Origin of the sequence: Streptomyces sp. Ac-502 (assembly GCF_045222935.1) — a bacterium.
Taxonomy (GTDB): domain Bacteria; phylum Actinomycetota; class Actinomycetes; order Streptomycetales; family Streptomycetaceae; genus Streptomyces; species Streptomyces monomycini.
This window is the reverse complement of sequence record NZ_JBHFFO010000001.1, coordinates 218,830-243,604: the sequence shown is the minus strand read 5'-3', so window position 1 is coordinate 243,604 and position 24,775 is coordinate 218,830. Positions and strand designations below refer to the sequence as shown.

The window sequence follows — 24,775 nt, the reverse complement described above, 5'->3', positions numbered from 1 at the left end:
AGGAGAAGGCCGACCATGGCAACCGGCAACAGGAACAGCGCGCCGCGGGGAAGAGAGGAACACGGCCCGGGGACGGTCCGGAAGGTTCCGCTGACTTCCGTCCAGTCCGCCTACCGCCTCGGCCGCGAGGACACGGCACCGCTGGGCGGCGCTGCCTGCCACATGTACTTCGAGTTCGACGGTACGGGGGTGGACCCGGCACGGCTGCGGGACGCCGTCACCCGCCTCCAGGAGCGGCACCCGCCGTTGCGTACCGCCTTCCCCGGCGACGACGAGACCGCCACCCTTCTCGACACCCCCACCACCTGCTTCCTCGTCCAGGACCTCACTGCCGCGCGCGCCGAGAAACAGGCACAGACACTGGCCGCCACCCGTGAACAGATGTCGGGCCAGCGGCTGGACGTGGCACGCGGACAGGTGCTCGACGTACGGCTGACATTGCTTTCCCGTACCGACAGCCGCTTGCACATCGACGTGGACCTGCTGGCCGCGGACCCGCCCAGCATCGGAGCCCTGCTGGCCGACCTCGCGCGGCTCTACCGCGGAGACGCCCCACCGGCGCCGCGCGACGAAGTCTCCCCCGGCAACGCCAGAAAACCCACGCCCCGCCGGCCGTGGACCTGAGCGTGTGGCGGCAGCGGCTGGACGGGCGCAGCCTGGCTCCCCCGCGCTGCCCCTGACCGCCGACCCGCAGACGGTGACCGGCGCACGCTTCAGCCGGCGTGTGCTGACTGTCCCGGCCCCGCGATGGCGGCGGATGAGTGCCAAAGCGCGCGCCGAAGGCCTCGAACCGGACTCCGTACTCCTGGCCGCCTTCGCGCACACCTTGAGTCGCTTCAGCACCAACGACGACTTCATCGTCAGCCTGCCGGAGTTCCCGCCCCCGGCGTCCCGCTCCGGTGCCGCGCCCATGGTCGGCGACTTCACCCGCCTGCGACCGGCCAGTATCGACCTCTCCGGGGCCGCCACGCTCCGCGAGCTGGTGCACACCGTCGACCAGGAACGGCGCACGGCCCGCCGGCCGCAGTTCGCCGCCGGGCCCGCCGGGCTCGGGGAACTGGCCCGCGCACGCGGCGAAGGCCTTCCGCCCACCGGAGCCGTCTACACCAACCTGCTGGACGTGGACCTGATTCCGGCGTGCTTCGAGCGCTGCTTCGGCCCACTCGTATGGATGATCACCCAGACCCCGCAGGTATGGCTGGACTGTCTGGCCGTCAAACACTTCGGCGGTGTCTGCCTCGCCTGGGACCTGGCCGACGGCCTCTTCCCGGACGGGCTCCCGGCGGCGATGACCGAACTGGGCGGCGACCTGCTGACCGCCCTGTGCGACCAGGACTGGAGCCGGCCGCCCCCGGCCCACCTGCCGGCCACCCAGCAGCAGTCCCGCAACCTGGCCACCGCCACCTACCGGGCGGAGAGCGGCCACCTGCTGCACCAGCGCTTCTTCGAACTGGCCACCGACGACCCCGGACGTCCCGCACTGCTCTGCGCCGAGGGCACCGTCACCCGTGGTGCCCTCGCCGACGACGCCCTGCGCATGGCCGCCCTGCTGCGGCACCGCGGCCTCCGCCCCGGCGAGCCCGTCGCCGTCTCGCTGAAGACCGTTCCCGACCAGATCCGCGCGGCGCTCGCCGTCCTCGCCGCAGGAGGCTGCTACGTTCCCATCGGCACCGATCAGCCCGAGCAACGCCGTACGGACATGCTGCGTATCGCCGGGGTGCGCAAGGAGATCACCGACGCGGCGGGCCTGCCGTCGTCCGGCTCGCGGCGGTTTGTCGGTCCGGAGCTTGCTGTTGATTCGCAGCCTCGCGTCGATGCGCAGTCTCGCGTTGATGCACGGCTTCCCGTCGATCCGCGGATCCCCGCCGATCCCCGGCCTCCCCTCGGCCAACTGCCTTCTGCCGACCGGCTGCGCCCTGCCGATCGGTTGCCCGCGGCCGATCAGCCACCCGCGGCCGATCAGCCACCCGCGGCCGATCAGCCACCCTCTGCCGATCAGCCACCCTCTGTCGATCAGCTGACCTGGCAAGAGGCCCGTGCGACCACGCCGCTGCGCCGCCCCGTGACCACCGGCGTCTCCGCCCTCGCCTACCTCATCTTCACCTCCGGGTCCACCGGCGGCCCCAAGGGCGTCGAGGTCACCCACCGCTCGGCGGTCAACACCGTCGACGACATCAACCACCGCTGGTCCGTCGGCCACCACGACTGCGGCATCGCCATCTCCGCACTCGACTTCGACCTCTCCGTCTACGAGATCTTCGGCCCGCTGACGGCCGGCGGAGCCGTCGTCGTACCCGCCCCCGGGGAGGCCCGCGACCCACAGGCGTGGCTGCGTCTGGTCCGCGACCACCGCGTCACGGTCTGGGACTCGGTGCCGGTCCTGCTGGACGCGCTGATCACCGCCGCGGAAGGCGGCCCGCCGCCGGACACGCTGCGGCTGGTGCTCACCGGCGGTGACTGGATCGGCACCGACCTGCCCGCGCGCCTGCGCGCCCTGGTACCCGGCTGCCGCTTCGTCGCCTGCGGGGGCGCCACCGAAGGCAGCGTCTACTCCAACTACTTCGAAGCGGACGGTGCCGAGGACGGCTGGCCTTCCCTTCCTTACGGACGCCCGCTCGGCAACCAGCGGTACCGCGTCGTGGACGGTCAGGGGCGCGACTGCCCGGACTGGGTGACCGGCGAACTGTGGATCGGCGGCGTGGGAGTGGCCCGCGGCTACCGGGGCGCTCCCACGCAGACCGCCCGGCACTTCGTCCACCACGCCGGGTCCCGCTGGTACCGCACCGGGGACCTCGGACGTTACCGGCCGGGAGCCGTCCTGGAGTTCCTGGGCCGCACCGACCACCAGGTCAAGATCAACGGCTATCGCATCGAACTCGGCGAGATCGAATCCGTCCTCGCCTCCCACCACCAGGTCGCCCGCGCCGTCGCCGTCGTCACCGGACAGGGCCCGGCCCGCCGCCTGATCGCCTACCTCCTGCCCGCCGCGGACACCCTCGACCAGGCGTCCGTACGCGAACACGCCCGCACCCGGCTGCCCGCCTACGCCCGGCCCGAGCACTACCTCCTGCTGGACGAACTCCCGCTCAGCGACAACGGCAAGGTGGACCGCGGACGCCTCGCCGCCTGGGGCGCCCCGCAACCCGCCCCCGTACCGGACGAGCCACCGCGCGGCGCGAGTGAACAGGCCGTCGCGGAGGAGTGGTCGGCCGTCCTCGGCCGCGAGGTCTCCTCCCGGCACGAGCGCTTCGTCGACCTGGGCGGCGACAGCCTGCGCGCCATGCGGCTCGCCTCCGCCCTCCGCGCCCGCTTCGGCCGGCGCGTCCCGCTGCGCACTCTCCTGGACGCCTCCACCGTGGCCGCGATGGCGGAGCTGGTACACGGGCCGTCGCAGCAGGGGCCGCCGTCGCAGCCGTCGCGGCTGGGACGGACGGCACCGGACGACGGGGCGGCGGGCGGATGACCAACACGCACATCACCGGCGCCCCCGCACCGGGCCCGGCAGGCCGGTGGCTCAGGAACCTCACCGCTCCGGACCACAGGGCGGGCGAGCCCGCCGTCCGGCTCCTGTGCTTCCCTCATGCGGCGGGCGGCGCCAGCGCCTTCCGCCCTTGGCGGGACCTGCTGCCACCCGAGTGCGAACTGTGGGCGGTCCAGTACCCCGGCCACGAGGACCGGATCGGCGAACGGCCCGCGACCGACCTCACCCGTATGGCACGGCAGGCCGCCATCGCGGCGCAGTGGCTGGCGGACCGCCCGTACCTCGTCTTCGGCCACAGCATGGGAGCCCTGCTCGCCTACGAGACCTGCCGCCGGCTCGACCGCCTCGGCGTCACGGCACCGGACCACCTCTTCGTCTCCGGCAGCCCGCCGCCTCACCGGGTCGTCGCTGCTCCGGCGGATGCAGACGACGTGCCGCACTGGATGCACGGGTACGAGCAAGGGGCCGGAGCCGGGACCGCTCCAGCCGACGAGCAGCACGAAGAACAGCACGAAGAACAGCACGAAGAACAGCACGAAGAACAGCTCGGAGAACGGCACGAGGAACGGCACGAGGAACGGCACGAAGAACAGTACGACGACCTGGCGGCCAAGACCCTGGAAGCCGACCTGCGCATGCTCGCCCGCTACCGCCCGGGCCCCGCCTGGCGGTCCCCCTCGCCCGTCACCGTGATCCGCGCCGCACACGACCCGGACCTCGACGCGGCGGACGCCGCGGCATGGCAGGACTACGCGGCGGACGACGTCACCCTGGCCACGGTGCCCGGCGACCACTACGCTTGTTTCACCCGACCCCACGACACCGTGCGCCTGATCGCCGGGGCGGTACGCCGTTGAACCGTCACCCGGGGGACAGTCGCTGCAGGATGTCGTTGACCGCCGCGGAGTCGATGTACGCGTTCACCTCGACGATGGTCTCGTCCTCGAACCGGCACACCCAGACGTAGAACGGGTCGTAGGGGATGCCGTCCTTCGCCGTGGCGACCCCGTCCATCTCCACCACGGTCACCGCCCCGCCCCCGTACAGCCCCCGGATACGGAAGCACAGCCCGCCGTCGAACAGCGGCCGCACCTTGCCGATCGTGGCGGGGACGAACTCCTCCCGCCCCCGGTAGGACCCGGCCAGCGGGTGCTTGCCGAACAGCCGCCACCGTACGTCGTCGGCGAGCCGCCCGAAGAACTCGTCGACCGTGTCCACATGCTCCAGCAGCGCGAACAACTCACGCCGAGCCGTGCCGGGTTGGTCCGAACCGGTCATGATCACTCCTCGCCGTGCACGGAGGCGACGGCGTTCGCTCCGCCGCCCGACGGATACGCGGAATGCCGCCCGGGCCCCGACCGCCCGCCGCGGTGGGAGCGCACCGGACCAGCTTCACTATGGAGCCTCACGGCGCGGAAGAACAGATGCTCCCGGGGGCGCACCGGCAGTCGTCGATCGCGATTGGTCTAGTCCTAGTCTGATCCAGACCATTGACATGTTCCTGCTCTCGGGAGGACTTTCTTCTCCGTCCCGTGTACCGCACGGGACGAGCTGGACCCCTCATCGGCCGGACGGAACAGATATGAGACGCAAGCACCCCTTACGCGCGGCCCTCGCCGCAGCGGTCACCGCCGCCATCGCCCTCGGCTTCGCCGGTACGGGCACCGGCACCGCGGCGGCGACTCCCTCCCGACCCAGGTCTTCGCCCCCTACTTCGAATCGTGGACCGGCCAGAGCCCCGCCGCGATGTCCGCGGAGTCGGGCGCCAAGCACCTGACGATGGCGTTCATCCAGACGGCCACGAAGGGCTCCTGCACGCCCCTGTGGAACGGCAGTACCAGCATGCCGATCTCCCCGGCCACCTTCGGCGACGACATCAAGACCCTGCAGACCAGGGGCGGTGACGCCATCCCCTCGTTCGGCGGGTACACCGCCGACACCACCGGCACCGAGATCGCCGACAGCTGCACCGACGTCCAGCAGATCGCCGCCGCGTACCAGAAGGTCGTCACGACCTACGACGTCAGCCGGCTCGACATGGACATCGAAGTCGACGCGCTCGACAACACCGCGGGCATCGACCGGCGCAACAAGGCGATCAAACTCGTACAGGACTGGGCGGCGGCCGACGGCCGGAAGCTCGACATCTCCTACACCCTGCCGACGACCACCCGCGGCCCGGCGGCCAACGCCGTCGCCCTGCTGAAGAACGCGGTGCAGAACGGCACCCGGGTCGACGTGGTCAACCTGATGACGTTCGACTACTACGACAACGCCGCCCACGACATGGCGCGCGACACCGAGACCGCCGCCCAAGGCCTGCACGACCAGCTCGCGCGGCTCTACCCGGACAAGAGCGACGCCCAGCTCTGGAGCATGATCGGCGTCACCGAGATGCCCGGCGTCGACGACTTCGGCCCGGCCGAGACCTTCACCCTGGCCAACGCCCGGCAGGTCTACGACTGGGCCAGGGCCAAGAAGATCAACACCCTGTCGTTCTGGGCCCTGCAACGCGACAACGGGGGCTGCCCCGGCGGCCCGGCCTCGGACAACTGCTCCGGCATCGAGCAGCAGACCTGGGACTTCACCCGGATCTTCGCGCCCTTCACCAGCGGCTCGACCACCCCGCAGAACGACTTCTCGGTGACCGCGGCACCCACCGCGGGATCGGTGACCGCCGGTGGCACGGCCACCACCACGGTGCGCACCGCGGTGACCGCCGGCGCGGCCCAGAAAGTGGACCTGAAGGTCAGCGGCGCCCCCGCGGGCGTCACCGCCTCCCTCAGCCCCGACTCCGTCACGGCGGGCGGCTCGTCCACCCTGACCCTCACCACGACCGCCACGACGCCGTCCGGCACCCACCGCATCACGGTCACCGGCACCGGCCCCTCCGGCAGCCACGCGGTGACCTACGCCCTCACCGTCACCGGAGGCAGCGGCGGCCAGTGCACGGCGGCCCCCTGGGTCACCGGAACGGTCTACACCGCCGGCCAGCAGGTCGCGCACCGCGGACACACCTGGAAGGCCAAGTGGTGGACGACGGGTGAAGAGCCCGGCACCACCGGTGAGTGGGGCGTCTGGCAGGACCTCGGCTCCTGCTGACAGGCTTCGCGCGAAGCGCCGTTCCCGGGTGACCGGTGCCCAGAACGGCGCTTCGTGATCAATGGGCGGACCGGGTGAGGACTCGCCACGGCCTTGAGCTTGTTGCTCAGCCGCTCGATGATGATCCCCTCCTCGAAGAAGTCGGCGTCGGCTGGCGGCCCGTCCGCGACTGCTGCGGAGCCCAGGCCCGGCCCTTTTACGTCCTGGGGCCCCGACCGCGCCTGAGCGGCCCCCGACCAGCCCCTGAATAGCCCCCTAAATGCCACTGGCAGGGGCTCCACATGGTCGACAGCGCGTGATGGTGCTGGAGAGCGTCATGGACCGCAGCGTGCGGACCACCGTGACTTCTTGCAGGACCAGGCGGCCACGGCAGAGAATTCCTTCCAGGAGTTCGTGAAGTGGTGCGACGGTGCCGCAACCGCGCGCTGCACGGCCGCGACGTCCGCGCTGTCTGGCAGGGCCTGTTGGCCCGGGCCGGGCGCGGCGAGCTGGCAGACCTTGGGAAGCCAGGCACCTCGCTGTCGTCCTCCGACCTGGTCAACAAGATCGCGTTCCGGAAGTTCTACGGGCCCGACCACGCGGGCCTGGCCACGGCGATCGCGGCGATGGAGGCGAGCGGGCCGCTGCCCGCCCGCCCACCTCGATGGCGCCGCTGCCACCGGCGGCGCCTGACCTGCCCCACCTGCTGCCGCTCCACATGACAGCGGCGTGCCTGGGCGTGCCGACTGCCAACCCGTAGCACCGCCTGGACGTACGCGGCACCCCACCGATCATGTTGTCCAACGCGCTGCACGTTCCCGCCACCGGTCTCGGTGACCCGGCAGCTCGGCCACAGCGGCGTGCTCCTCACCTACGAGGGCCACGGCCACGGCAGCGCCACCAGCGGCCCGTGCATGGAGGACGCCGTGGACAGCTACCTCACCGACCTGGCAGCCCCACCACGGGGCACCAGCTCCCGGCCGTACCGTCCTGACAACTCGCGGCACCACCCGCGTGGTCCGGCCCGATGAGCCCGCACCCGCAGCCGGCGCGCTCACCTGCCGCCCTCTCCCAAGCCCTCTGCCTCTACCGGCGAACTCCCCACCCGCCAACCCTAGAACGGTCATTCTGCTACGGTAAGAATCACCGTTCTAAGTACACTGGTTCTAGTGGGTCTGCCCGGCATGCCGGTGCAGGTCGTCGAACCGTGAAGTGAAGGAGGCGCTGTGCGCTTGCGACGTTTGGGATGGGCCGGTGTTGAGCTCGAACACGCTGGTCGGGCCCTGGTCATCGATCTCATCGAGGACGCCTCGCCGCTGTACTCGGACGAGGAGTTCCCCGCGGCCTCCCGCCCGGGGGAGACGGTGGCGGCATTGGTGACACATCTGCATTCCGACCATGCCGACCCGGTGGCGATCCGCAAGGCACTCGCGCCCGGCGCTCCCGTGTACCGTCCCGAGCCGGTCACCGGACCGGACGACGACCTCAAGTGGACCTGTGCGGCCGAGGGTTCGTTTCGTGCGCACGGCGTCGCGACCGAGGTCGTGCGGCCGTGGGAGGAGCGCAGTGTCGGCCCGTTCCGCATCGGCACGGGGCCTTCCCTCGACGGGCTGGGGGATCCGCAGCTCTCCTGGGTCGTCGAATGTGACGGGCTGCGCGTCTTCCACGGCGGAGACACCATCTTCCACGGCCACTGGTGGTCCATCGCGCGCCGGTTCGGCCCGGTGGACATCGCCTTCGTCCCCATCAACGGAGCGGTGGTCGAACTCCCGCACCTCCAGCCGCCGAGCCCCTTCAACGCCGTCATGCTGCCGGAGGAGGCCGCGGTCGCGGCGCACATCCTGGGCGCCCGCATCGCGGTTCCCATTCACTACGGCACGCTGCACAAGCCGCCGATCTACGTCGAGGCACCGCATGCGGTCGAGCGTTTCGAGAAGCGCGCGAGGGACCTCGGCGTCACGCCTCTGGTCATACCGCACGGTGAGTGGTTCACCCCGCCGATCGCACCCGTACAATAGAACCTAGGTTCTAAGGTGAGGAGGCCCGGGGTTGACGGCGGTGGACAGTGACGAGGGGCGGACGCGCGTACTGGAGGCCGCTGAAGAGCTCTACTACGAGTACGGCATCCACGCGGTGCGGATGACCCAGGTCCGGGACCACGCCGGAGCAGTCGCTCGCGCGGCTGTACAAGCTCTACCCCTCCAAGCACCATCTCGTGGCCGCCTACCTGCGGGCGCACGGGCAGCGACTGCGCACGCGGCTGGCCAGGTCCGTCGAACAGGCCGCCCCGGCCCCGGCCGGCTCACGGACCCGCCTGCTCGCGGCGTTCGACCACATGCAGGAAACCATCACCGCGCCAGGTTTCCGCGGATGCGCCTTCGTCAACGCCTGGGCCGAACTCGGCGGTCCCGGCCAGGAGCACCACCCGCTCGTGGCCGAAGCCGTCCAGGAACACAAGACCCTGCTCCGCGACTACCTGACCGGTCTCGCCGAGGACTACACCGACGCGCGCGGCGTCGGCGAACAGATCCACATCCTGATCGAGGGCGCCATGGTGGCGTCCGCACTCCTCGGAGCGGACGCCGCCCGCCCGGCCCGTGACGGTGCCTGTGCCGTACTCACCGCGGCCGACAGCCCGCGCGAGAGGTGAGGTACAGCGCCCCGCCTGCAAGCCCGCCGCCCGGCCATCAGGCCGGTGCGACGGGGAGGTTGGCGGGGCGCTTTCCCGGTGGTGCTCAGCGCACCAGTACGACGGAGTTGATCGGCGTCATGTTGTACGGCGCGGACTCGCCCACCCCGCGCATCACGGCGGAGCAGGCACCGCCGCCGTTGTACCCGTAGCAGAACTTGAATCCGGCGCCGCCCGTCTGGTTGTTGACGATCACCCGGTCGCCGGTGACGTTCGACAGGTTGTGGGCGCCGTAGCTGTAGAAGATGTTCTTGTTCAGGATGGTGCCGTTCGTCTCGCGGATACAGACCGCTCCGGACGGACAGGGCGTCGCCGCACTGGCGCTGGGAGCCATGGACAGCCCGAGAGCTCCCACGGCGAGAGTCAGGCTCGCGGCGGTTACGGCAAACTTGCGCAATGTTCCCCCTAGATCATGATGCCCCGGTCGGGTCACCTCGCGGATGAAAGTAACCCGTGCCAACGGGAGACACCAGAGTGTCCGGACAAGTTGCAGGTGCCTCCCTTTGTGCCCTGGGGTCGAGGGGGCTCGTGGAGGACGGCCTCGGGCGTCGCCGGTACCGCCGTCGGCGCGGGTGACGATCGCCCTCCGGGGGCAGGGGAGAGGGGCTGCCCATCAACTTTCGAGGATGCCGAGTGGCGTTCGCTCAGCGCGGACGCGCGGGCAGCGCGAGGCTTTCCGGGACGGCCGCGCAGGCGTCCCGCAGTGCGTCGGCGAGCCCTTCCTGGCCGGATTCCGAAGGGTCGGCGACCCAGCTCTCCAAGGCCCGGCGGAAGGCCGCCGCCAGTAGGTCGACAGCCAGGCATTGCCGCAGGTCGTACGGATCCGATTGCCTGGGCATGTCGAATCTGCGCTGCATGACGGTGACGATGGCCGCACTGGTCCGTTCGCAGAAGGCCAGGTGGTGCGCCTCCATCGACGGTGTGCGCGCCGTCAGCCTGCGGCTGAGCCGCAGACGCTCGGCCCAGCCGTCCGCGTCCATTCGGCCGAGCGCCGCGACCAGCACGCCCGCCAGCAAGTCGAAGGCCGGGCCGCCGGTGGGATCCGCGATGTCCAGTTCTTCCATGTACACGGCCCACAGGTCATGAATGGGCGCCAGTGCCACATCTTCCTTGCTGCTGAAGGTGCGGAAGAACGTGCGCTTCGAGACATCGACGGCATCGCACAGCGCATCCAGTGTGACGCCGTCGAAGCCGCGCTCCGTGAACAGTTCCAGCGCCGTGTCGACGAGAGCCTGACGTGTTCGCAGCTTCTTGCGTTCCCGCAGCGGCAGTTGCTCACCGGTCGGGTGGTCACGGGTCACGGCGGCACTGCTCTTGGGGTCCTTCATGAGCGGAAGTGTAGCTCGGCGGCCAATGCCTCTTGATGGCTTACGCCACTCAGTGGCACTATCGCTGCCCGAGCGATGGCGCGGCGAGCGCGGTCGCCGTACACAGAGAGGCACAACTGCCATGCGAGCGTCGGCCCAGCACAGTTCGGGGTGGCTCATCGGCCTGCTGTTGACGACCTTTGTCATCGGTACCGATGACTTCGTCATTGCCGGGGTCCTTCCGGCGATCTCCGCCGACCTGGAGGTGAGCGAGGGGGCCGCAGGGCAGTTGGTGACGGTGTTCTCGATCACCTACGCAATTGCCTGTCCGATCCTCGCGGTGGCCACCGGGCGGGTGCCGCGCAAGGTACTTATCGTGGGCGGACTCGCGGTGTTCGCGGTGGTCAACTTCGGCACGGCGCTGGCGTCCTCCTTCGGGACGCTGATGGCCCTTCGGGTGGCGGCCGCTCTGGTGGCCGCCACGCTCTCACCGGCGGCCTTCGCGGTCGCGGGCCGACTGGCCCCGTCGGAACGCACCGGCAGAGCGATCGGCACCGTGGCCTCGGGGCTGACCGTGTCGCTGGTGGTCGGCGTGCCCTTCGGTTCGTGGCTGAGTGGCGTGGCGGGGTGGGAAGCCACCTTCGTCGCGGTGGGGACGTTCACGTGTCCGGCAGCCGTGCTGACGGCGCTGGCACTGCCCCGAATCCCGCGAACTCAGGTGGCCGGGGTGGCCGAGCGGCTGCGTCTGCTGCGCCGGCCTCCGGTGCTGCTGTGTGTACTGGGCACGATGCTCGCGGCCTGCGGCGGGTTGATGCCCTACGTCTACATGGCCCCCATCACCCACGATCTCGCCGGCGTCGGCGGCCGGTACGTGGGCATCTTCATCGCGATCGTGGGGGTCTCTGGCGCAGTGGGCACCGTACTGGGCGGACGGCTGACGGACCGATGGGGCGTGGACCGCACCCTGCTGGCCGCGTTCGGCGGCGTGGCGGCAGCCGCGTTGGTACTGCTGGTGGTCGGCGGCCTCGGACAGGGGGTGGCACCGGTATGGCTGGTCTGCCTCGTGTTGGTGCTGTGGGGTGTGCCAGGATGGGCCAACAACCCCCCGATGAACGCCCGCGCCATGCACATGGGCGGCGACGCCGCCACCGAGGCGGTGGCGCTGAACACCAGCGGACTCTACGCGGGAATCTCGCTGGCCGGCGCCATCGGCGGCGGCGCGGTCAACGCCTCCGGCGGCATCGGAGTCCTGGTGGCCGCTTGCGTCGCCGGTCTGATCACCATCGCGGTGATGGCGCTGTCCGTACGCCGCTACCCCTCTCCCCGGCGCGCGTCCGAGGCTGACAGCAGCCCCGAGAAGGCCGTCATGCCCTGACCCCGCCACGCCCAGGGCTCACGGCGGACCCCGGCGGCAGGTGGACGGTCATGATCAGGTGGCAGGTCTCGTCGCCCGTGCCGCGGTAGGTGTGGGGTTTGTCGCCGTCGAAGGTGGCGGTCCGGCCGGCTTCGACGGTGTGCTCGGTGCCGTCGAGGATCAGGATCATCCGGCCTGCGGTGACGCTGACGGTTTCCACGACTCCGGTCTGGTGGGGGTGGCTGGGGTATTCCTCGCCCGGCTCCAGCCGCCAGCGCCAGATCTCGGTGGGGGCCGGGCCCGAGGTCGTCAGCATGAGCCGGGCCTCGCTGCCCCGCTCGCCGGTCCACAGTGGTGCCACGGCATCGGCGTCCACGATGCGTACGCGGCCTTCGGGTGAGCCCTGCATCAGGGCGGAGACCGAGATGCCGAGGGTGTCGGCCAGCCGGACCAGGGTGGAGAAGTTGGGGTTGCCCTGGGCTCTCTCCAGCCCCACCAACGCACCCTTGCTGACCTGGGCGCGCCGGCTCAGTTCCTCCAGGGACAGGCCCGCACGGGCGCGGGCCGCCTTGACGTTCTGTGCGAGCGCCCGCAGGGCTGCGGCCGTCTCGGCCATCTGATCACCTTCCATGACTGGTAGCTGGCGGCTGGCGCCGGCCAGCGGTCCAATCGAATGCACCGTGCGGTCGTTCGGTTGACGACACCCGGTCATTCCGTTGTACGGTTTAGTCGTTCCGCTGAATCGTAAGGGATTGTCGCTGTGATCGCTCTTCTGCTGGCCCTCGGTAGCTCTCTCGCCTATGGCTGCGCCGACTTCCTCGGCGGGCTCGGCGCCCGTAAGGCGCACGTGCTGCGCACCGTGATGATCGCGGCGCCGGCCAGCCTCGCGGTCGAACTGCTGCTGTGGCCGGTGCTCGGCGCCACGTTCAGCACCGCGGCCCTGGGCTGGGGCGCCGCGTCCGGCGTCGCCTCGGCTGCCGCGTTCGCGCTGCTCTACAAGACCCTGGCGATCGGGCCGATGAACGTGCTCTCGCCCGTGACCGCACTGATGTCCGCCGCTCTGCCCGTCGGCGTGGGTCTGCTCCAAGGTGAGCACCTGGCCACCGCGGGGCTGATCGGCCTGCCCCTCGCGCTGGTGGCGGTGGTGCTGGTCAGCGCCGGACACGGCGTGGGGGCGGCGCGCCCCTCCCGTACGGCGTTGCTGCTGGCCTTCGGCGCGGGCGCCGCCATCGCCCTCCAGCTCGTCTTCCTGCACCAGGCGCCGTCCGACAGCGGCGTGGCCCCGCTGATCATCGGCCGTACGGTCTCCTCGGCCGTCACCCTGAGCGCCGCCGCACTGATGCGCCGCAAGCTCGGGCCCGAGCGGCCCGCCTACGCGGTGTCGGCCGCCGCGGGTGTACTGGACTCCCTGGCGAACCTGATGTTCCTGCTCGCCGCACGGAGCGGCGACCTGACCGTCGTCGCCGTGATCACCGCCCTCTACCCGGCCGGTACGGTCCTGCTCGCCCGCGGCGTCCTCGCCGAACGCATCCACCGCGGCCAGCTCGTCGGTCTGGGCACCGCCGCCGTCGCCGTCAGCCTCCTCGCCCTGACCTGAGCGGTCGGCCGTGCGCATCCACGGCCCGCGGCCCGCCGACTGTCGCAGACGTCCCGCCCCCGCACACGCACACAGAAAATGGACCCCATGCCTGACATCCGCATCGCCCCCGCCGTCGCCGACGCCTTCCCCGACACCCTCATCGCCCTGGTCACCGTCACGGGACTGCGCGGCCGCGAGCCCTGGCCGGACACCGCTGCCGCTCTGGACGGCCTGGAGCAGCAGCTCGCCGACGGCACCTGGCAGCCCGCCGACGAGAGCGACCCCCGGATCGAGGCGTGGCACACCGCCTACCGGTCCTTCGGCACCAACCCCCGCCGTATCCGCCCCAGCGTCGACGCGCTCGGCCGCCGCTTCGCCAAGAAGGGCGCCCTGCCGCGTATCAACCCGGCCGTCGACTCCTACAACTGCGTATCCGTACGGCACGGCCTGCCCGCCGGCGCCTTCGACCTGGAACACGTCACCGGCGACATCACCATCCGCCACGCGGACGGCACCGAGGAGTTCACCCCGCTCGGTGAGCCCGGCACCGTCGAGAACCCCAAGCCCGGCGAGATCATCTACGCGGACACCACCGGCGTCCTGACCCGCCACTGGAACCACCGCGACGCCCATCGCACCCGCGTCACCGAGGACTCCGCCCACGTCGTCTTCGCCCTCGAAACCCTCCAGGCCGCCCGCGACGGCCACCTCCTCAAGGCCGCCGCGGACGAACTGCGGAACCTGCTCACCCCGCACGCCGAACAGACCGCGATCCACTACCTCGACCCGGTACATCCGCGGACAGCTGTCTGAGCTCCGCCCGCCTGTCAGCCGTGCCTGGCGCCGGCTCGCGTAGCGGATACCGCCTGCGGGTCAGAACTGGTTCTCGCCGCCATCCACATACAGGTTGGCTCCGAGGATGAAGCTGCTCTGCTCGGAAGCGAGAAACGCCACCACGTTGGCGACCTCGTCCGCACGCCCGATCCGGCCGAGTGGCACAGCCGCGGCGAACTGTGCCTTGGCGACGGGCGTGCCCGCCGTAGCGGCCACGCCGTCGAGTCCGGGGGTGTCGATGGTGCCCGGCGAGATCGCGTTGACCCGGACGCCGCGGTCCTTCAGCTCGTTGGCCCAGGTGCGGGCGAAGGACCGGATCGCCGCCTTGGAGGCCGCGTACGTGCCGAACGCCGCGACGCCGTCATCGGCCCGCACCGAGGCGTTCAGGATCACCGAGGCGCCGTGGTTGAGCAGCGGCAACGCCTTCTGCACGGTGAACAGGGTGCCCCGTACGTTGACACCGAAGGTCGTGTCGAAGTGCTCCTCGGTGGTCTGCTCCAGTGTCGCGAACGAGGCGCTCGCCGCGTTCGCGAAGAGCACGTCCAGGCCTTGGCCCCGCGCGCGGACCGCGTCGTAGAGACGGTCCAGATCGGCCAGGTTCGCCATGTCGCCCGCCACGGCGGTGGCCCGTGCCGGGCCGATGATCTCCACGGCCGCGTCCAGCTCGGTCTTGCGCCGGCCGGTGACGAACACGTGCGCACCTTCGGCCGCCAGTCGTACGGCACTGGCCAGACCGATCCCGGTGCTGCCGCCGGTGACGACGGCAGTCTTGCCCGCCAGATGTCCCACAGGAATGACCTCCGCGAGGTGACAAAGTTCAGTACCGATCAGTACTGAATGAGAACGTAGCACATCTGTACCGCCCGATACGGAAAATTGCGGCTGCCGCCCTCAGGCCGTCGGCTCCCCGCCCTCGGTATAGATCACCAGCGTCAGTTCCGGCTGCTCGGCCAGGTGAAATGCCGTGTAGACGAACTCGACCGCCTCGCCGCCCTTGCGCCGCAGCCGTTTCCGTCCGCCGCGCCGGACCTGGACGTCGTACTGCGCCCACCAGGCACGCGCCTGCGGGCTGGCCGTGTTCAGCTCGTCGATCAGCTCCGTGAACCGGGGGTCGCCCGGGTGGCGCCCGGCCAGTGTCCGCAGCCGGGCGAGCAGACCGCGGGCCTCCGGCTCCCAGTCGACCATGACGTCCCGGGCCACCGGGTCGAGGAACGTCCAGCGGACGAAGTTCGCCGGGCGGTCCACGACAGCGTTGAGTTTCGGGAACAGCTCGTCGGCTGCCTGATTGCAGCTGAGTACGTCGTAGTTGCTGCCGATGATGTAGGCCGGTTGCGGCTGGAGCAGCAGCGGTACGGCCGCCACCTCGGCGGCCAGCGGTTCAGGTTCCGCGGCCCTGGGCTCGGGTGCATGACCGGCGAGCCGGAAGAGGTGGTCGCGCTCGTGGCGGTCGAGCCGCAGCGTCGAGGCGAGGGCGGCGAGCACCTGGTCCGAGACGCGGATGTCCCGGCCCTGCTCAAGGTACGTGTACCAGGTGGCGCTCATCCCGGCGAGCAGCGCGAGCTCCTCCCGGCGCAGACCCGGTGTCCGGCGGCGGCCGGTGTGCGGCAGCCCCACCTGGTCAGGCGTGATGCGCTCTCTGCGGCTGCGAAGGAAAGCCCCCAGCTCACCGCGTCGGTCAGGCTGTTGCTGCATGATGAATGGCACTCCCGGTTCCAGAATAAATAGGCTCTGTATACCAGGCTGAATGCGGCGCAGACTTGAGCCCGGGTCAGGGAAGCAGCTCCCGACCAGCCCCGATGCCGTCGCCTGTCGCTACCGGACCGAACACGCCGGGGTCAGTCAGCACTGGAAACCGAGGAGAACCACTCCACTCATGCCCACCACCACGACACCCGCGACCACAGCCGCCACCACAACCACGGCCACGGCCGGACACGCCGCCACAGGCACGAGCCCAGCCATGGACGCGGGCCAGGCGGGAACCCGCAACAAGGTCATCGCCATCACCGGAGCCAGCAGCGGGATAGGCCGGGCCACCGCGCTCACCCTGGCGCGGCACGGTGCGACGGTCGTCCTCGGCGCCCGGCGCGGCGATCGCGTCGAGCAGCTCGCCACCGAGATCCGGGAGAGCGGCGGCCGCGCCCTCGGAGTGCCGACCGACGTACGGCGGCGCGCGGACCTCGTCCGCCTGGTGGACACGGCGGTCAGCCGATTCGGGCGCCTCGACGTGCTGGTCAACAACGCCGGCATCGGGCCGGTCTCCCCGCTGGAGGACCTGCGCGTCGACGAATGGGACGACATGATCGACGTCAATCTGCGCGGCGTCCTGCACGGCATCGCCGCCGCGCTGCCGGTCTTCCGCCGCCAGGAAGCCGGGCACTTCGTCACGGTGGCGTCGACCGCCGCGTACCGCACGGTCCCCGGACAGGCGGTCTACGCCGCGACGAAGACGGCCGTGCGCACCGTCTGCGAAGGGCTGCGGCAGGAGACGGACGACCTCCGCGTCACCATCGTCTCCCCGGGGTTCGTCCACACCGACTTCGCCAACGCGGTCGCCGACCCCGACGCCCGCGCCGCGCTGCTGGCCCGCCGCGACGCCATGGCACTGGACCCCACATCGATCGCGGACGCCATCGCCTACGCCGTTGCCCAGCCGGACCAGGTCGACGTCAACGAGATCGTGGTACGGCCCACCGCGCAGCGTTGACGGCGGCCGGGCCGTATCGGTGCTCGGCCGGCCGGGTCAGTCACCGGGGCGGCCCGCGTCCCCCAAGGTCAGCCCGGTATGTCCGTGCCCCTGCTCCCACCCCCGGCTGTGTCCACGAGGAACTTCTGGAGGGCTGACGCAACGGCGTCGGGAGCTTCCACAGGCAGCAAGTGACCGGCGTCGGGGACCGTGGTCAGGGTCGCGTGCGGGAGGTGGGGCAGCAGGCAGTCGCGCAGGACGTGCGGCGGCTCCACCACGTCGTTCTCCCCGGCCAGCACGGTCACCGGCACCTCGATGTCCCGTACCGCGTGGGAGATGTCCTGCGCGATTCCGCGCAGGGGCCATTCGCGCCGGGCCTCGGCGCCGCAGGCGAGGCTGTCCCGTACCGCAGGCCCGCACCGCCGGGGGCAGCGGGGGCGGTCAGGACATGGTCGAGGGGGTGGTGCACCACTCGGGCGAGTCGTAGGCGTGCGCCAGCCCTACCGGTACTCCTCGGTGACTGTGACGGGTGGCTGCGGCGGCGCGGGTGCCACGAGCACCAGGCCGACCAGCGCGGACGGCCGGTGGGCCGCGAGGAGCTGGCTCGTCTTGGCACCCATCGAGTGGCCGACGAGGACGAACGGCCCGGGTACGCAGGCCTGGACCACCCGGGCGAGATCGTCGGTGAGCTGGTCGAGGTGGTAGGGGCCAGGCAGGGCCCGGGAGGCGCCCCAGCCGCGCTGGTCGAAGCGGACCGTTGTCTGCCCGGGCGGCAGGAGGTCCAGCACGCTGTTCCAGGTGCCGGCGGAGCCGCCCCAGTAATGGACGAAGACCAGTGCCGGCCCGCTGCGGCCCCGTGTCAGCACGTCGAGACACCCGCCAGACGCCGCAACACTGGTTGTCGTTTCCGTCATCTCCGTCATCAACGCTTCTTCCTTTCCGTCGGCAGCAAGCGACTCCCGCCGCTCGCGCCGAACCGGTGAACCCATACCTGACCTGCTGTCAGGCTCATCCGCGCCGGTAGGCGCAAGACCGTGCACCCGGTGGCGGAAAGGAACACACTCCTTGTGGAAAGCGGACACCGGCGCGGTACGGCAAGTGCACTGTCTCCCGGCCGTCGGATCGGCGTACGGGGTGGAAGTCCTCGATTTCGCCGCGTCGCGATCGATGGTCGCCCACCGCCGACGCACTCAGCCGCAGCGCCCCGGCTTCCACGTATTCACGCTGATCGGCTTCGGAACCGGCAGGCGAGAAGCGGATGTCCACAGCTACCGGCTGGAGGCAGGCAGCGCTCTTCACCGACCGGCATCACGTCGCCGACTACGCCCAGGCACTCGGCTACGACGTACGCACCCTCACCCGCGCAACGCGTGCCGCCATCGGCACGGGCGCCAAGGCCTTCCTCGACCAGCGCATCCTGCGCGAAGCTGCCTACGGCGCGGGCTGGAGCACGGCCGGCAGTTCGCGGTGGCCGTTGGAGATGAAGGTCGGCAGGGTACGGAGCCGGCTCGCGGGGACGGCGAGGGTGAGGGCCGGGAAGCGCTCGAAGAGACCGCGCAGGGCGATGGCGCCTTCCAGCCGGGCGAGCGGGGCGCCCAGGCAGGCGTGCACTCCGTGGCCGAAGGAGAGGTGGGACTTGTCCTTCCGCGCGGGGTCGAAGTGGTCGGCGGTGGCGCCGTACAGCTCCGGATGCCGGTTCGCGGCCGCGTACGAGGCGAGGATCGCGTCTCCCTTGTGGATCGTCGGGCCGTGGTCCGGCAGCGGGATGTCCTCCACCGCGTAACGCATGGGCAGGAAGGGGATCGGGGCCTCCCAGCGAAGCGTCTCCTCCACGACGTCGTACCAGCTGGTGCTGCCCGTGCGCACCAGGGCGAGCCGGCCGGGCCGGGTGAGCAGGGCGGTGATGGCCTGGTCGATCAGGTTGACGGTGGTCTCGTACCCGGCGTTGATCACGAGCAGCAGGGTGTCGACCAGTTCCGCCTCGGTCAGGCGCGATCCGTCGTCCTCGCTGTCCCGCGCCGCGATGAGCCGCGAGGCGAGATCGTCGCCGGGGGCGGTTCGTTTGGCGGCGACCAGGGCGGTCAGCAGCGCGTACATCTCCTCGACGTTGGCGCCTGCCTCGGCCGGACTCAGGCCGGTGGAGAAGACCTTGTCGACGGTACGGCGGAAGTGCGGTACGTCCGCCTCGGTCAGACCCACGAGATGGCAGATGACCTGGACGGGAAGCGGATACGCGAAGCGTTCCCGCAGGTCCACCGCCGTACCGGGAGGTGTGGTGGCGAGGTCGTCGAGCAGGCTGCCGGTGATGCGCTCGATGACCGGTGCCAGCGTGTTCACGCGGCGTGCGGCGAAGGCCGGGCCGATGATGCGGCGCAGCCGGCGGTGTTCGTCGCCGTACGCGGTGAACATGCTCTTCACCGCCACCCACAGCTCCAGCGGCCAGACACCCGCGATCCGGTCGGGGTAGGCGGGCCAGTGCCGGCGGGCGTCCTTCGAGACGCGGGGGTCCACGAGGAGCCGCCGCAGCAGTACGGGGTCGGAGACCGCCCAGGCTTCGACGCCGAGCACGTCGACCTTGACGAGGGCGCCTTGAGCACGTAACAGGGCGTCCTCGCCGTGTCGGTCGCGGCCTTCGGCGTCCAGGACGATGACGGGTGGCTCGGTCATGCGGGGCTCCTTCGGGTCCACGGCCGGGGCAGGGCCGGAGCCCCGAGAACAGCCTGAACGGGGCGGCCGCGCCCGGCAGTTGTGGTTACAGCGCACGGAAACAAGGCCCCGGGGCCGCGGTTGGCCAGGGGCCCCAGGATGACACGCGGTTGTCGGTCGAGGAAGGCGCCGGGAAAGGCGGGGGAAGGCACGACGGGACAGGACCGGCTGAACTGCGCGCAGCGCCCCTCAGGAAGCAGCCAGTCCTTCGGTCGCCCGCAATTTCACTGTGAACGCCAGCGTCAGTCCCCCCGGTGGCGAGCACTTCACCACGGCGTTCCCGTCCAGGGCGATGATCTGCGGTGGGTTCCACCCGTCCGGTACCGAGCCTCCGGCAGATCCGAAGGAGTCGAGCACACGGCTCTCGGGCGCCCAAGCGGTGGCCGTTCCGCCGACGGTGCTCAGGCCCTGCTCGACGACCCACGTCGCCGCTCGGCCCGTCGGGTCGGTCGCCATGACCTCGGCCCGGTAGCGGCTCGCTCCGGCTGCCAGGGGCACTGCGGCAAGGGTGATGGAGTTCGCCGCCGCGAGGCCACAGCCCTGTGCCTGGCGTTCGCGGGCCCCGATCCGTCCGGTCGTGGTGTCGAAGGCGAACACCCAGTCCCGGCCGCCTTGCCACTGTGTCTGCCCATGGTCGGTCGTGGACACGCAGCCACCGAGATGGGACAGCATGTGCGCGTCCTGGGGCAGTGTCCAGGGTTTCGTGGGATTCGTGGTGCTGCCGATGTTCCGGACCGGTGCCGGCCCCCGCCTGCCGGCGAACACGATGTTCGCGCGGGTGCTCGCGCTCGGGCGGAACTCGCAGTTCACGAACGTCGACGCGGTGGGGATCTCCAGCGGAGGCTTGGGCCGTTCCTGCGCCAACAGGAGCAGGGAATTGTCGATGAGCACGGGCGGGCAGTCGGTCTGCTTCAGGAAGCTGGTTTCCAGTACCGAGCTTTCCAGGACGAAATGGTGCAGGTCGGAGGTGGCTACCGCGGACTGCCAGGTCTCCGGGTGGCCCTGCGTCGCCTCCGAACTGATGGCGACCCCGATGCCGTGGAAGAACCCGTAAGGCGCCGCCGAGGTCAGCAGGAGCGGCACGATGGAGCGGTGGCTGCCGATGTACCAGTCGCGAGCGGTGACGCCGACGAGGTCGGTCGCCACGAAGTCGTACTGGGTCCCGACGGTCTGCAAGCGGTCGACCCTGGCCAGCCCGCTGCCGCCCAGCGTGAGGCCGAGCCTGGTGGCGCTGATGAAGAGATGTTCGACTTCGGAGAGGTACGAGTTGTTCCGCAGCCTCATCCCGTCGCGGGCGGCGGTGACGCGGATGTGGCTGAACACCGAGCTGTTCGAGAGCTGGCCATGGATCCCCGCGCCCGAGGGACACTGGAACTCCAGCCGCCGGACGGTGGTGATCGCGGCCGCGACCGGCGGCCCGCCCCACTGGTACATCACGTAGACGGGGTCGGGGTCCGGCGCCCTTCGGATCCAGGTCGACCCGACGGTGAAGGCGTCGACGTCGCGGTCGAAGTTGAGCAGCATCCGGGTGACCAGCCGTTGGTCCGCGTGGGCGGGGTCCGGCCTGACGTTGGTGGCGAAGTCGGAGGAGAACTTCGCGGTGGGCGCGGTGAACGTCCGCGTACCGGCGTCCCGGTCGATCACGAAGTCGCTGATCCGTACGGAGTCGATGCGCCCGGTGAACGGCCGCGTGAGATCCCGGTACTCCGGCCAGCGCTGCTGGCTCCTGGCGCCGAGGTAGACGCCTTCCTCGACGGGCTGGGTCAGCCTCGCCCCGGCCGGGGGACGCTGCCCCTCCCGCGGCTCGGCGGGTGTCAGTACCGTCCCGGGGGGCCCGGCGTAGAGATCGAGGTGGGCGCCGTCCCAGACCAGGGAGAGATGCAGCGTCTGCCCGACCGGGAAGCTGCCGGGATGGGCGATGAGGTGGTCCACACCGTTGAGCCGGGCGGTCGCGGTGACCTTGACCTGGCCTGTCGTGCCGCCGAGGAAGATGCCGAAAGCACAGGTGGCCGCTTCGCTGTTCAGCCGTCGGCCCGAACTGGAGATGACGGGCTCGCCGCCCCCGCCCGGCAGCACCTCGGGACGCACCGTGCAGGAGACCGAGAACGACGCCGCGCCGTCCATGTCGAGCGCCGGGCTGTCGCGGAGGTTGACGGTGCTCCTGTTGTTCGCGCTGAGAGCGCCGGCCTTGCCCGCTCCCGTGAGCAGGGCGTCCGACGTGGGCAGGTGGCCCAGCGACTTCGGCGAGATGCACAGTGCGGGACCGTGCGCGCCGAAGAACCTGATGGTGGTGGTGTGCTCGCTCTCGCCGAGCAGCTCGATCTTCCCCCGCTCACGGTCGACGACCAGCGGGCGGCGGATGCGGTAGTAGCCCGCCGGGAAATAGACCACGCCGGGCTGGAGCGGGTGCAGGGAGCGCATGGCCCGTGTGATGGCGTCCCAGTCGTCGTTCTGATCGTCGCCCTTGGCGCCGAAGTCGAGGACGTTCGCGAAGTCGTGCTTCGGCACCACGGTCACGTTCCCCTGCGCGTCGCACTCGCCGACGACGAACGCGCCTGTGGCTACCGGCAATTGGCGCGCACACCGGCCCTGACCGTCGACGACCACGGCGGACGGCTGCCCGGCGCCGAGTCCGGTGGTCTGCGCGGGTGCGACCTCCGGCTGTTCGTAGTAGGTCACTTTCGTGTCGGCCGCGGCCGCGGTGGACGCGATCCCGACGACCATCGTGCCCGCGGCGAGCGCGGCGGGCGCCGCCTTGGTCAGCCTCGTGGCATCGTCCGGAGCCAGCGCGGAACAGAGCACATCCCCGGCCCGGACGTCGACTGCGACCGTTGCTGTTTCCATGGGTTCCTCCGGGTGCACGGTGGAATGGTGGTGGGGCGGTGAGTGCGGTGACTGGTGCGGAATGCGGTGCGGTACGTGGTGCGGTACGTGGCGCGGTGTCCAGCGGGACGGTTCGTGGGCCGTGGACGCGTCCGACGACGCCGGGGATTGCGGGACTCCATCGGGGCGGCCGGTCGTCTCGGACCAGGAGACTGCAAACCGTCGATCGAGGACAGTCATCGGGCGAGCTTTCCACCCACATGGGTGATACGGGTGGACATCACCACCGCCGACACCACCGAAGCGCTCAATCTGCCCGTCACGGGCCGTCCTTCACCACCAGACACGGGAACGCCAAGGGCACCCGACCGTCCTGGCCGGGTGCCCTTCTCGTCATGCGCTGGTGCGAGGGTCAGGACATGCCGGGCCACATGGCAGTGCGCGAACCGAGGGTGCCCTTCCCGTTGCCCGGGTAGAGGCACAGGCCGCCGGAGCTGTTGATGGCGGCGATGTCGGGGCGGCCGTCGCCGTTGAAGTCGGCCGAGGTGACGACGTCGGTGACATGGCTGTGCAGGGCCGTCAGGTGGCTCTGCTGGACCCAGCGGTGCAGGTCGTCGACGCGGGTCTCGACGGCGCCCGTACGGGTCTGCTCGGAGCCGAAGCAGCCGCCCTGCCAGGAGGCGTGGCTGACCGCGACCAGCTCGGGGCCGCCGGTCTCCGTCTCGCGCAGGGCCGGGCCGCCGGTCAGCATGCTCACCGCGACGGTAGTCGCGGCCACTCCGGTGGCCCATATGGCGCGTGGACGTCTGCCAAGCACTCGGGTTTCCTCAATTCCTGCGAGGGAGAGATAAAGGGAAGGGAAATTCGGGTCCGACGGGGCTGCCGGCCCGCGGTGATGTAGAGCACCGCGTGTTTCCGTTATGCGGGGGCGGCAGCGTTTTTCGCGCCGATTCCCTTCCAGGCTTCCGATCGCGAACGGACGCAGAGCGAGGTGTCCACCGCGCCCGTACCCGGTGACGTGGAGGCAGCAGTCCCGCGCCGCCGGCCGGCCTGCGGGCGCCCGTCGGTAGCTTCGACCAGCACATGGGCATCAACGGTGAGGATGCTGCCGGGCGAGCCGACGGTGGTCGGCAGACGCCGAGTCTCGCCCTGGGAACGGCTTCGCCCACTCCGCCGTCAACCGGCCCGCAGCGTCTCTCCCGCACCCGTCCGCGACGCCGTCTCCACGCGATGGATCAGGTGGGCGATCAGCAGGACGAGCTGTGGCCACAGTTCGCGCGGGAGGCTGTGTCCCATTCCGTCGATGATGGCGAGCTCGGCACCGGGAATGGCCGCGGCGGTGGCCCGCCCGCCGTTCATGTCGATCAGCACGTCGTCGGTGCCGTGGATGACGAGCACCGGAACGCGTACGGACCGCAGTCGAGCCGTACGGTCGCCGGAGGCCAGGGCGGCGGCGAACTGGCGCACCATGCCCGCGGGGTCGTGCCCCCGGTCGTAAGCACGTTCGGCCCGCTCGGTGGCTGCGGCCTCGTCGAACGCGAACCCCGGCGACGCCACGGCGCGCAGGGCCCGGATCTGCCAGGCGATGAAGCCCCGGCGGTCCTGCGGGGGCGCTCCCAGCCCGGCGAGCGCGGTGGTGTCGGGGCGGCCCACGGCGCGGTCACCGGTGCTGGACATCATCGAGGTCAGTGAGCGGGTGCGCCCGGGGTGCTCGACGGCCATGGTCTGGGCGATCATCCCGCCCAGCGACGCGCCCACCAGATGAGCGCTGCGCACATGCAGTACGTCGAGCAGGCCGACGATGTCGTTGGCCATGTCCGACAACGTGTAAGGCGGCAGGGAGAAGTCGCCGGTCAGCACCTTCTGCGGGACGGGGCCCGCCAGGCCGGGGCCCGACAGCCGGGGGCCCGGGAGGGCGGAGCCCGGCAGGGCAAGATTCGGGAGGCCAGGAGCTGGTAGATCGGAACCTGACAGGTCGGGACCTGGCAGGTCGGGACCTGGCAGGTCGGGGAAGCGCGACGACCGGCCGACATCGCGATTGTCGAACCGGATCACTCGCAGGCCGCAGTGGGCCAGCTCGGCACAGAACTCCTCCGGCCAGGCGATCATCTGGGCCCCACAGCCCATCACCAGCAACACGGGCGGCGCGTGAACGTCACCGAAGCATTCGTACGCCATCCTCATCCGTGCCGGGCCGACATTCAGCGCCAGCTGTTCACCCATCGCCGAACCACC

23 protein-coding genes and 1 pseudogene are annotated in these 24,775 nt (G+C 70.8%); 12 read left to right on the top strand and 12 right to left on the bottom strand.

Annotated features, from left to right (window positions below):
- The first annotated feature begins 15 nt into the window (after positions 1 to 15).
- The 3 genes from ACEXOX_RS01195 (at position 16) to ACEXOX_RS01185 (ending at position 4,338) form a co-directional block, all read left to right on the top strand.
- Positions 16 to 624, top strand: a complete 609-nt coding sequence (locus ACEXOX_RS01195; RefSeq protein ID WP_406518550.1) for a condensation domain-containing protein — start codon at positions 16 to 18, stop codon at positions 622 to 624.
- Positions 625 to 757: 133 nt separating this feature from the next.
- A complete protein-coding gene (locus ACEXOX_RS01190) occupies positions 758 to 3,463 on the top strand; it encodes an AMP-binding protein (RefSeq protein WP_406518549.1) in 2,706 nt (901 codons plus the stop codon).
- Positions 3,460 to 4,338, top strand: a complete 879-nt coding sequence (locus ACEXOX_RS01185) for a thioesterase II family protein (RefSeq protein ID WP_406518548.1) — start codon at positions 3,460 to 3,462, stop codon at positions 4,336 to 4,338. Before ACEXOX_RS01190 ends, ACEXOX_RS01185 begins: the two co-directional genes overlap by 4 nt.
- A gap of 4 nt (positions 4,339 to 4,342) precedes the next feature.
- On the opposite strand, the gene ACEXOX_RS01180 is transcribed toward ACEXOX_RS01185, so the two are convergent.
- Positions 4,343 to 4,759 (bottom strand): nuclear transport factor 2 family protein, encoded by a 417-nt coding sequence (locus ACEXOX_RS01180; RefSeq protein WP_406518547.1) that lies wholly within the window; start codon positions 4,757 to 4,759, stop codon positions 4,343 to 4,345.
- A 304-nt stretch (positions 4,760 to 5,063) separates the two neighbouring features.
- Here ACEXOX_RS01180 and ACEXOX_RS01175 point away from each other — a divergent pair.
- The 5 genes and pseudogenes from ACEXOX_RS01175 (at position 5,064) to ACEXOX_RS01155 (ending at position 9,212) form a co-directional block, all read left to right on the top strand.
- Positions 5,064 to 6,583 (top strand): annotated as a pseudogene (locus ACEXOX_RS01175) (chitinase).
- A gap of 398 nt (positions 6,584 to 6,981) precedes the next feature.
- Positions 6,982 to 7,284, top strand: coding sequence for a hypothetical protein (locus ACEXOX_RS01170; protein ID WP_406518546.1), 303 nt, complete (start codon positions 6,982 to 6,984; stop codon positions 7,282 to 7,284).
- Between the two features lie 111 nt (positions 7,285 to 7,395).
- Entirely contained in the window at positions 7,396 to 7,593 is a 198-nt protein-coding gene (locus tag ACEXOX_RS01165; protein WP_406518545.1) for an alpha/beta hydrolase, read from the top strand.
- Positions 7,594 to 7,788: 195 nt separating this feature from the next.
- The gene (locus ACEXOX_RS01160; RefSeq protein WP_406518544.1) at positions 7,789 to 8,580 is read left to right on the top strand and encodes an MBL fold metallo-hydrolase; all 792 of its coding nucleotides are present in this window, start codon (positions 7,789 to 7,791) and stop codon (positions 8,578 to 8,580) included.
- 197 nt (positions 8,581 to 8,777) lie between these two features.
- Complete coding sequence (locus ACEXOX_RS01155) at positions 8,778 to 9,212, top strand: TetR family transcriptional regulator C-terminal domain-containing protein (RefSeq protein WP_406518542.1); 435 nt, start codon at positions 8,778 to 8,780, stop codon at positions 9,210 to 9,212.
- Between the two features lie 85 nt (positions 9,213 to 9,297).
- Here ACEXOX_RS01155 and ACEXOX_RS01150 read toward each other — a convergent pair whose 3' ends face one another.
- Both ACEXOX_RS01150 and ACEXOX_RS01145 read right to left on the bottom strand, forming a co-directional pair.
- Positions 9,298 to 9,585: a hypothetical protein gene (locus tag ACEXOX_RS01150; protein ID WP_406518541.1), complete on the bottom strand. Its 288-nt coding sequence runs from the start codon at positions 9,583 to 9,585 to the stop codon at positions 9,298 to 9,300.
- A 310-nt stretch (positions 9,586 to 9,895) separates the two neighbouring features.
- A complete protein-coding gene (locus ACEXOX_RS01145) occupies positions 9,896 to 10,579 on the bottom strand; it encodes a TetR family transcriptional regulator (RefSeq protein WP_406518540.1) in 684 nt (227 codons plus the stop codon).
- Between the two features lie 121 nt (positions 10,580 to 10,700).
- Between ACEXOX_RS01145 and ACEXOX_RS01140 the strand changes: the two genes are divergently transcribed.
- Positions 10,701 to 11,933: an MFS transporter gene (locus ACEXOX_RS01140; RefSeq protein ID WP_406518539.1), complete on the top strand. Its 1,233-nt coding sequence runs from the start codon at positions 10,701 to 10,703 to the stop codon at positions 11,931 to 11,933.
- Here the strand turns inward: ACEXOX_RS01140 and ACEXOX_RS01135 are convergent.
- Positions 11,923 to 12,528 carry a helix-turn-helix domain-containing protein gene (locus ACEXOX_RS01135; protein WP_406518538.1) on the bottom strand — a complete coding sequence of 202 codons (606 nt, stop codon included), beginning with the start codon at positions 12,526 to 12,528 and terminating at the stop codon, positions 11,923 to 11,925. The genes ACEXOX_RS01140 and ACEXOX_RS01135 overlap by 11 nt on opposite strands.
- Before the next feature lie 144 nt (positions 12,529 to 12,672).
- On the opposite strand from ACEXOX_RS01135, the gene ACEXOX_RS01130 reads away from it, so the two are divergent.
- Together ACEXOX_RS01130 and ACEXOX_RS01125 are read left to right on the top strand one after the other, a co-directional pair.
- Positions 12,673 to 13,509 (top strand): EamA family transporter, encoded by an 837-nt coding sequence (locus ACEXOX_RS01130; protein WP_406518537.1) that lies wholly within the window; start codon positions 12,673 to 12,675, stop codon positions 13,507 to 13,509.
- Positions 13,510 to 13,596: 87 nt separating this feature from the next.
- Complete coding sequence (locus ACEXOX_RS01125; protein ID WP_406518536.1) at positions 13,597 to 14,304, top strand: B3/4 domain-containing protein; 708 nt, start codon at positions 13,597 to 13,599, stop codon at positions 14,302 to 14,304.
- A gap of 60 nt (positions 14,305 to 14,364) precedes the next feature.
- Here ACEXOX_RS01125 and ACEXOX_RS01120 read toward each other — a convergent pair whose 3' ends face one another.
- Both ACEXOX_RS01120 and ACEXOX_RS01115 read right to left on the bottom strand, forming a co-directional pair.
- On the bottom strand, positions 14,365 to 15,114 hold the full coding sequence (locus ACEXOX_RS01120) for an SDR family NAD(P)-dependent oxidoreductase (RefSeq protein WP_406518535.1): 750 nt from the start codon (positions 15,112 to 15,114) through the stop codon (positions 14,365 to 14,367).
- 102 nt (positions 15,115 to 15,216) lie between these two features.
- Positions 15,217 to 16,017, bottom strand: coding sequence for a helix-turn-helix transcriptional regulator (locus tag ACEXOX_RS01115; protein WP_406518534.1), 801 nt, complete (start codon positions 16,015 to 16,017; stop codon positions 15,217 to 15,219).
- A gap of 268 nt (positions 16,018 to 16,285) precedes the next feature.
- On the opposite strand from ACEXOX_RS01115, the gene ACEXOX_RS01110 reads away from it, so the two are divergent.
- Complete coding sequence (locus tag ACEXOX_RS01110; protein WP_406526185.1) at positions 16,286 to 17,032, top strand: SDR family oxidoreductase; 747 nt, start codon at positions 16,286 to 16,288, stop codon at positions 17,030 to 17,032.
- 68 nt (positions 17,033 to 17,100) lie between these two features.
- Here ACEXOX_RS01110 and ACEXOX_RS01105 read toward each other — a convergent pair whose 3' ends face one another.
- The 6 genes from ACEXOX_RS01105 to ACEXOX_RS01080 form a co-directional block, all read right to left on the bottom strand.
- Positions 17,101 to 17,322: an alpha/beta fold hydrolase gene (locus ACEXOX_RS01105; RefSeq protein WP_406518533.1), complete on the bottom strand. Its 222-nt coding sequence runs from the start codon at positions 17,320 to 17,322 to the stop codon at positions 17,101 to 17,103.
- Between the two features lie 189 nt (positions 17,323 to 17,511).
- Complete coding sequence (locus ACEXOX_RS01100; protein WP_406518532.1) at positions 17,512 to 17,877, bottom strand: alpha/beta fold hydrolase; 366 nt, start codon at positions 17,875 to 17,877, stop codon at positions 17,512 to 17,514.
- 565 nt (positions 17,878 to 18,442) lie between these two features.
- Positions 18,443 to 19,678: a cytochrome P450 gene (locus tag ACEXOX_RS01095; protein ID WP_406518531.1), complete on the bottom strand. Its 1,236-nt coding sequence runs from the start codon at positions 19,676 to 19,678 to the stop codon at positions 18,443 to 18,445.
- Between the two features lie 228 nt (positions 19,679 to 19,906).
- Positions 19,907 to 22,561, bottom strand: a complete 2,655-nt coding sequence (locus ACEXOX_RS01090) for a glycosyl hydrolase family 28-related protein (protein ID WP_406518529.1) — start codon at positions 22,559 to 22,561, stop codon at positions 19,907 to 19,909.
- A 391-nt stretch (positions 22,562 to 22,952) separates the two neighbouring features.
- Positions 22,953 to 23,291: an FG-GAP repeat domain-containing protein gene (locus tag ACEXOX_RS01085; RefSeq protein WP_406526184.1), complete on the bottom strand. Its 339-nt coding sequence runs from the start codon at positions 23,289 to 23,291 to the stop codon at positions 22,953 to 22,955.
- 425 nt (positions 23,292 to 23,716) lie between these two features.
- Entirely contained in the window at positions 23,717 to 24,763 is a 1,047-nt protein-coding gene (locus tag ACEXOX_RS01080) for an alpha/beta fold hydrolase (RefSeq protein ID WP_406518528.1), read from the bottom strand.
- Between the last annotated feature and the right edge of the window lie 12 nt (positions 24,764 to 24,775).

Coding starts and splice junctions, on each gene's coding strand:
- ACEXOX_RS01195 (WP_406518550.1), top strand. CDS start 16: ATGGCAACCGGCAACAGGAACAGCGCGCCGCGGGGAAGAGAGGAACAC.
- ACEXOX_RS01190 (WP_406518549.1), top strand. CDS start 758: ATGAGTGCCAAAGCGCGCGCCGAAGGCCTCGAACCGGACTCCGTACTC.
- ACEXOX_RS01185 (WP_406518548.1), top strand. CDS start 3,460: ATGACCAACACGCACATCACCGGCGCCCCCGCACCGGGCCCGGCAGGC.
- ACEXOX_RS01180 (WP_406518547.1), bottom strand. CDS start 4,759: ATGACCGGTTCGGACCAACCCGGCACGGCTCGGCGTGAGTTGTTCGCG.
- ACEXOX_RS01150 (WP_406518541.1), bottom strand. CDS start 9,585: ATGGCTCCCAGCGCCAGTGCGGCGACGCCCTGTCCGTCCGGAGCGGTC.
- ACEXOX_RS01145 (WP_406518540.1), bottom strand. CDS start 10,579: ATGAAGGACCCCAAGAGCAGTGCCGCCGTGACCCGTGACCACCCGACC.
- ACEXOX_RS01140 (WP_406518539.1), top strand. CDS start 10,701: ATGCGAGCGTCGGCCCAGCACAGTTCGGGGTGGCTCATCGGCCTGCTG.
- ACEXOX_RS01135 (WP_406518538.1), bottom strand. CDS start 12,528: ATGGCCGAGACGGCCGCAGCCCTGCGGGCGCTCGCACAGAACGTCAAG.
- ACEXOX_RS01125 (WP_406518536.1), top strand. CDS start 13,597: ATGCCTGACATCCGCATCGCCCCCGCCGTCGCCGACGCCTTCCCCGAC.
- ACEXOX_RS01115 (WP_406518534.1), bottom strand. CDS start 16,017: ATGCAGCAACAGCCTGACCGACGCGGTGAGCTGGGGGCTTTCCTTCGC.
- ACEXOX_RS01110 (WP_406526185.1), top strand. CDS start 16,286: ATGGACGCGGGCCAGGCGGGAACCCGCAACAAGGTCATCGCCATCACC.
- ACEXOX_RS01095 (WP_406518531.1), bottom strand. CDS start 19,678: ATGACCGAGCCACCCGTCATCGTCCTGGACGCCGAAGGCCGCGACCGA.
- ACEXOX_RS01090 (WP_406518529.1), bottom strand. CDS start 22,561: ATGGAAACAGCAACGGTCGCAGTCGACGTCCGGGCCGGGGATGTGCTC.
- ACEXOX_RS01085 (WP_406526184.1), bottom strand. CDS start 23,291: ATGCTGACCGGCGGCCCGGCCCTGCGCGAGACGGAGACCGGCGGCCCC.
- ACEXOX_RS01080 (WP_406518528.1), bottom strand. CDS start 24,763: ATGGGTGAACAGCTGGCGCTGAATGTCGGCCCGGCACGGATGAGGATG.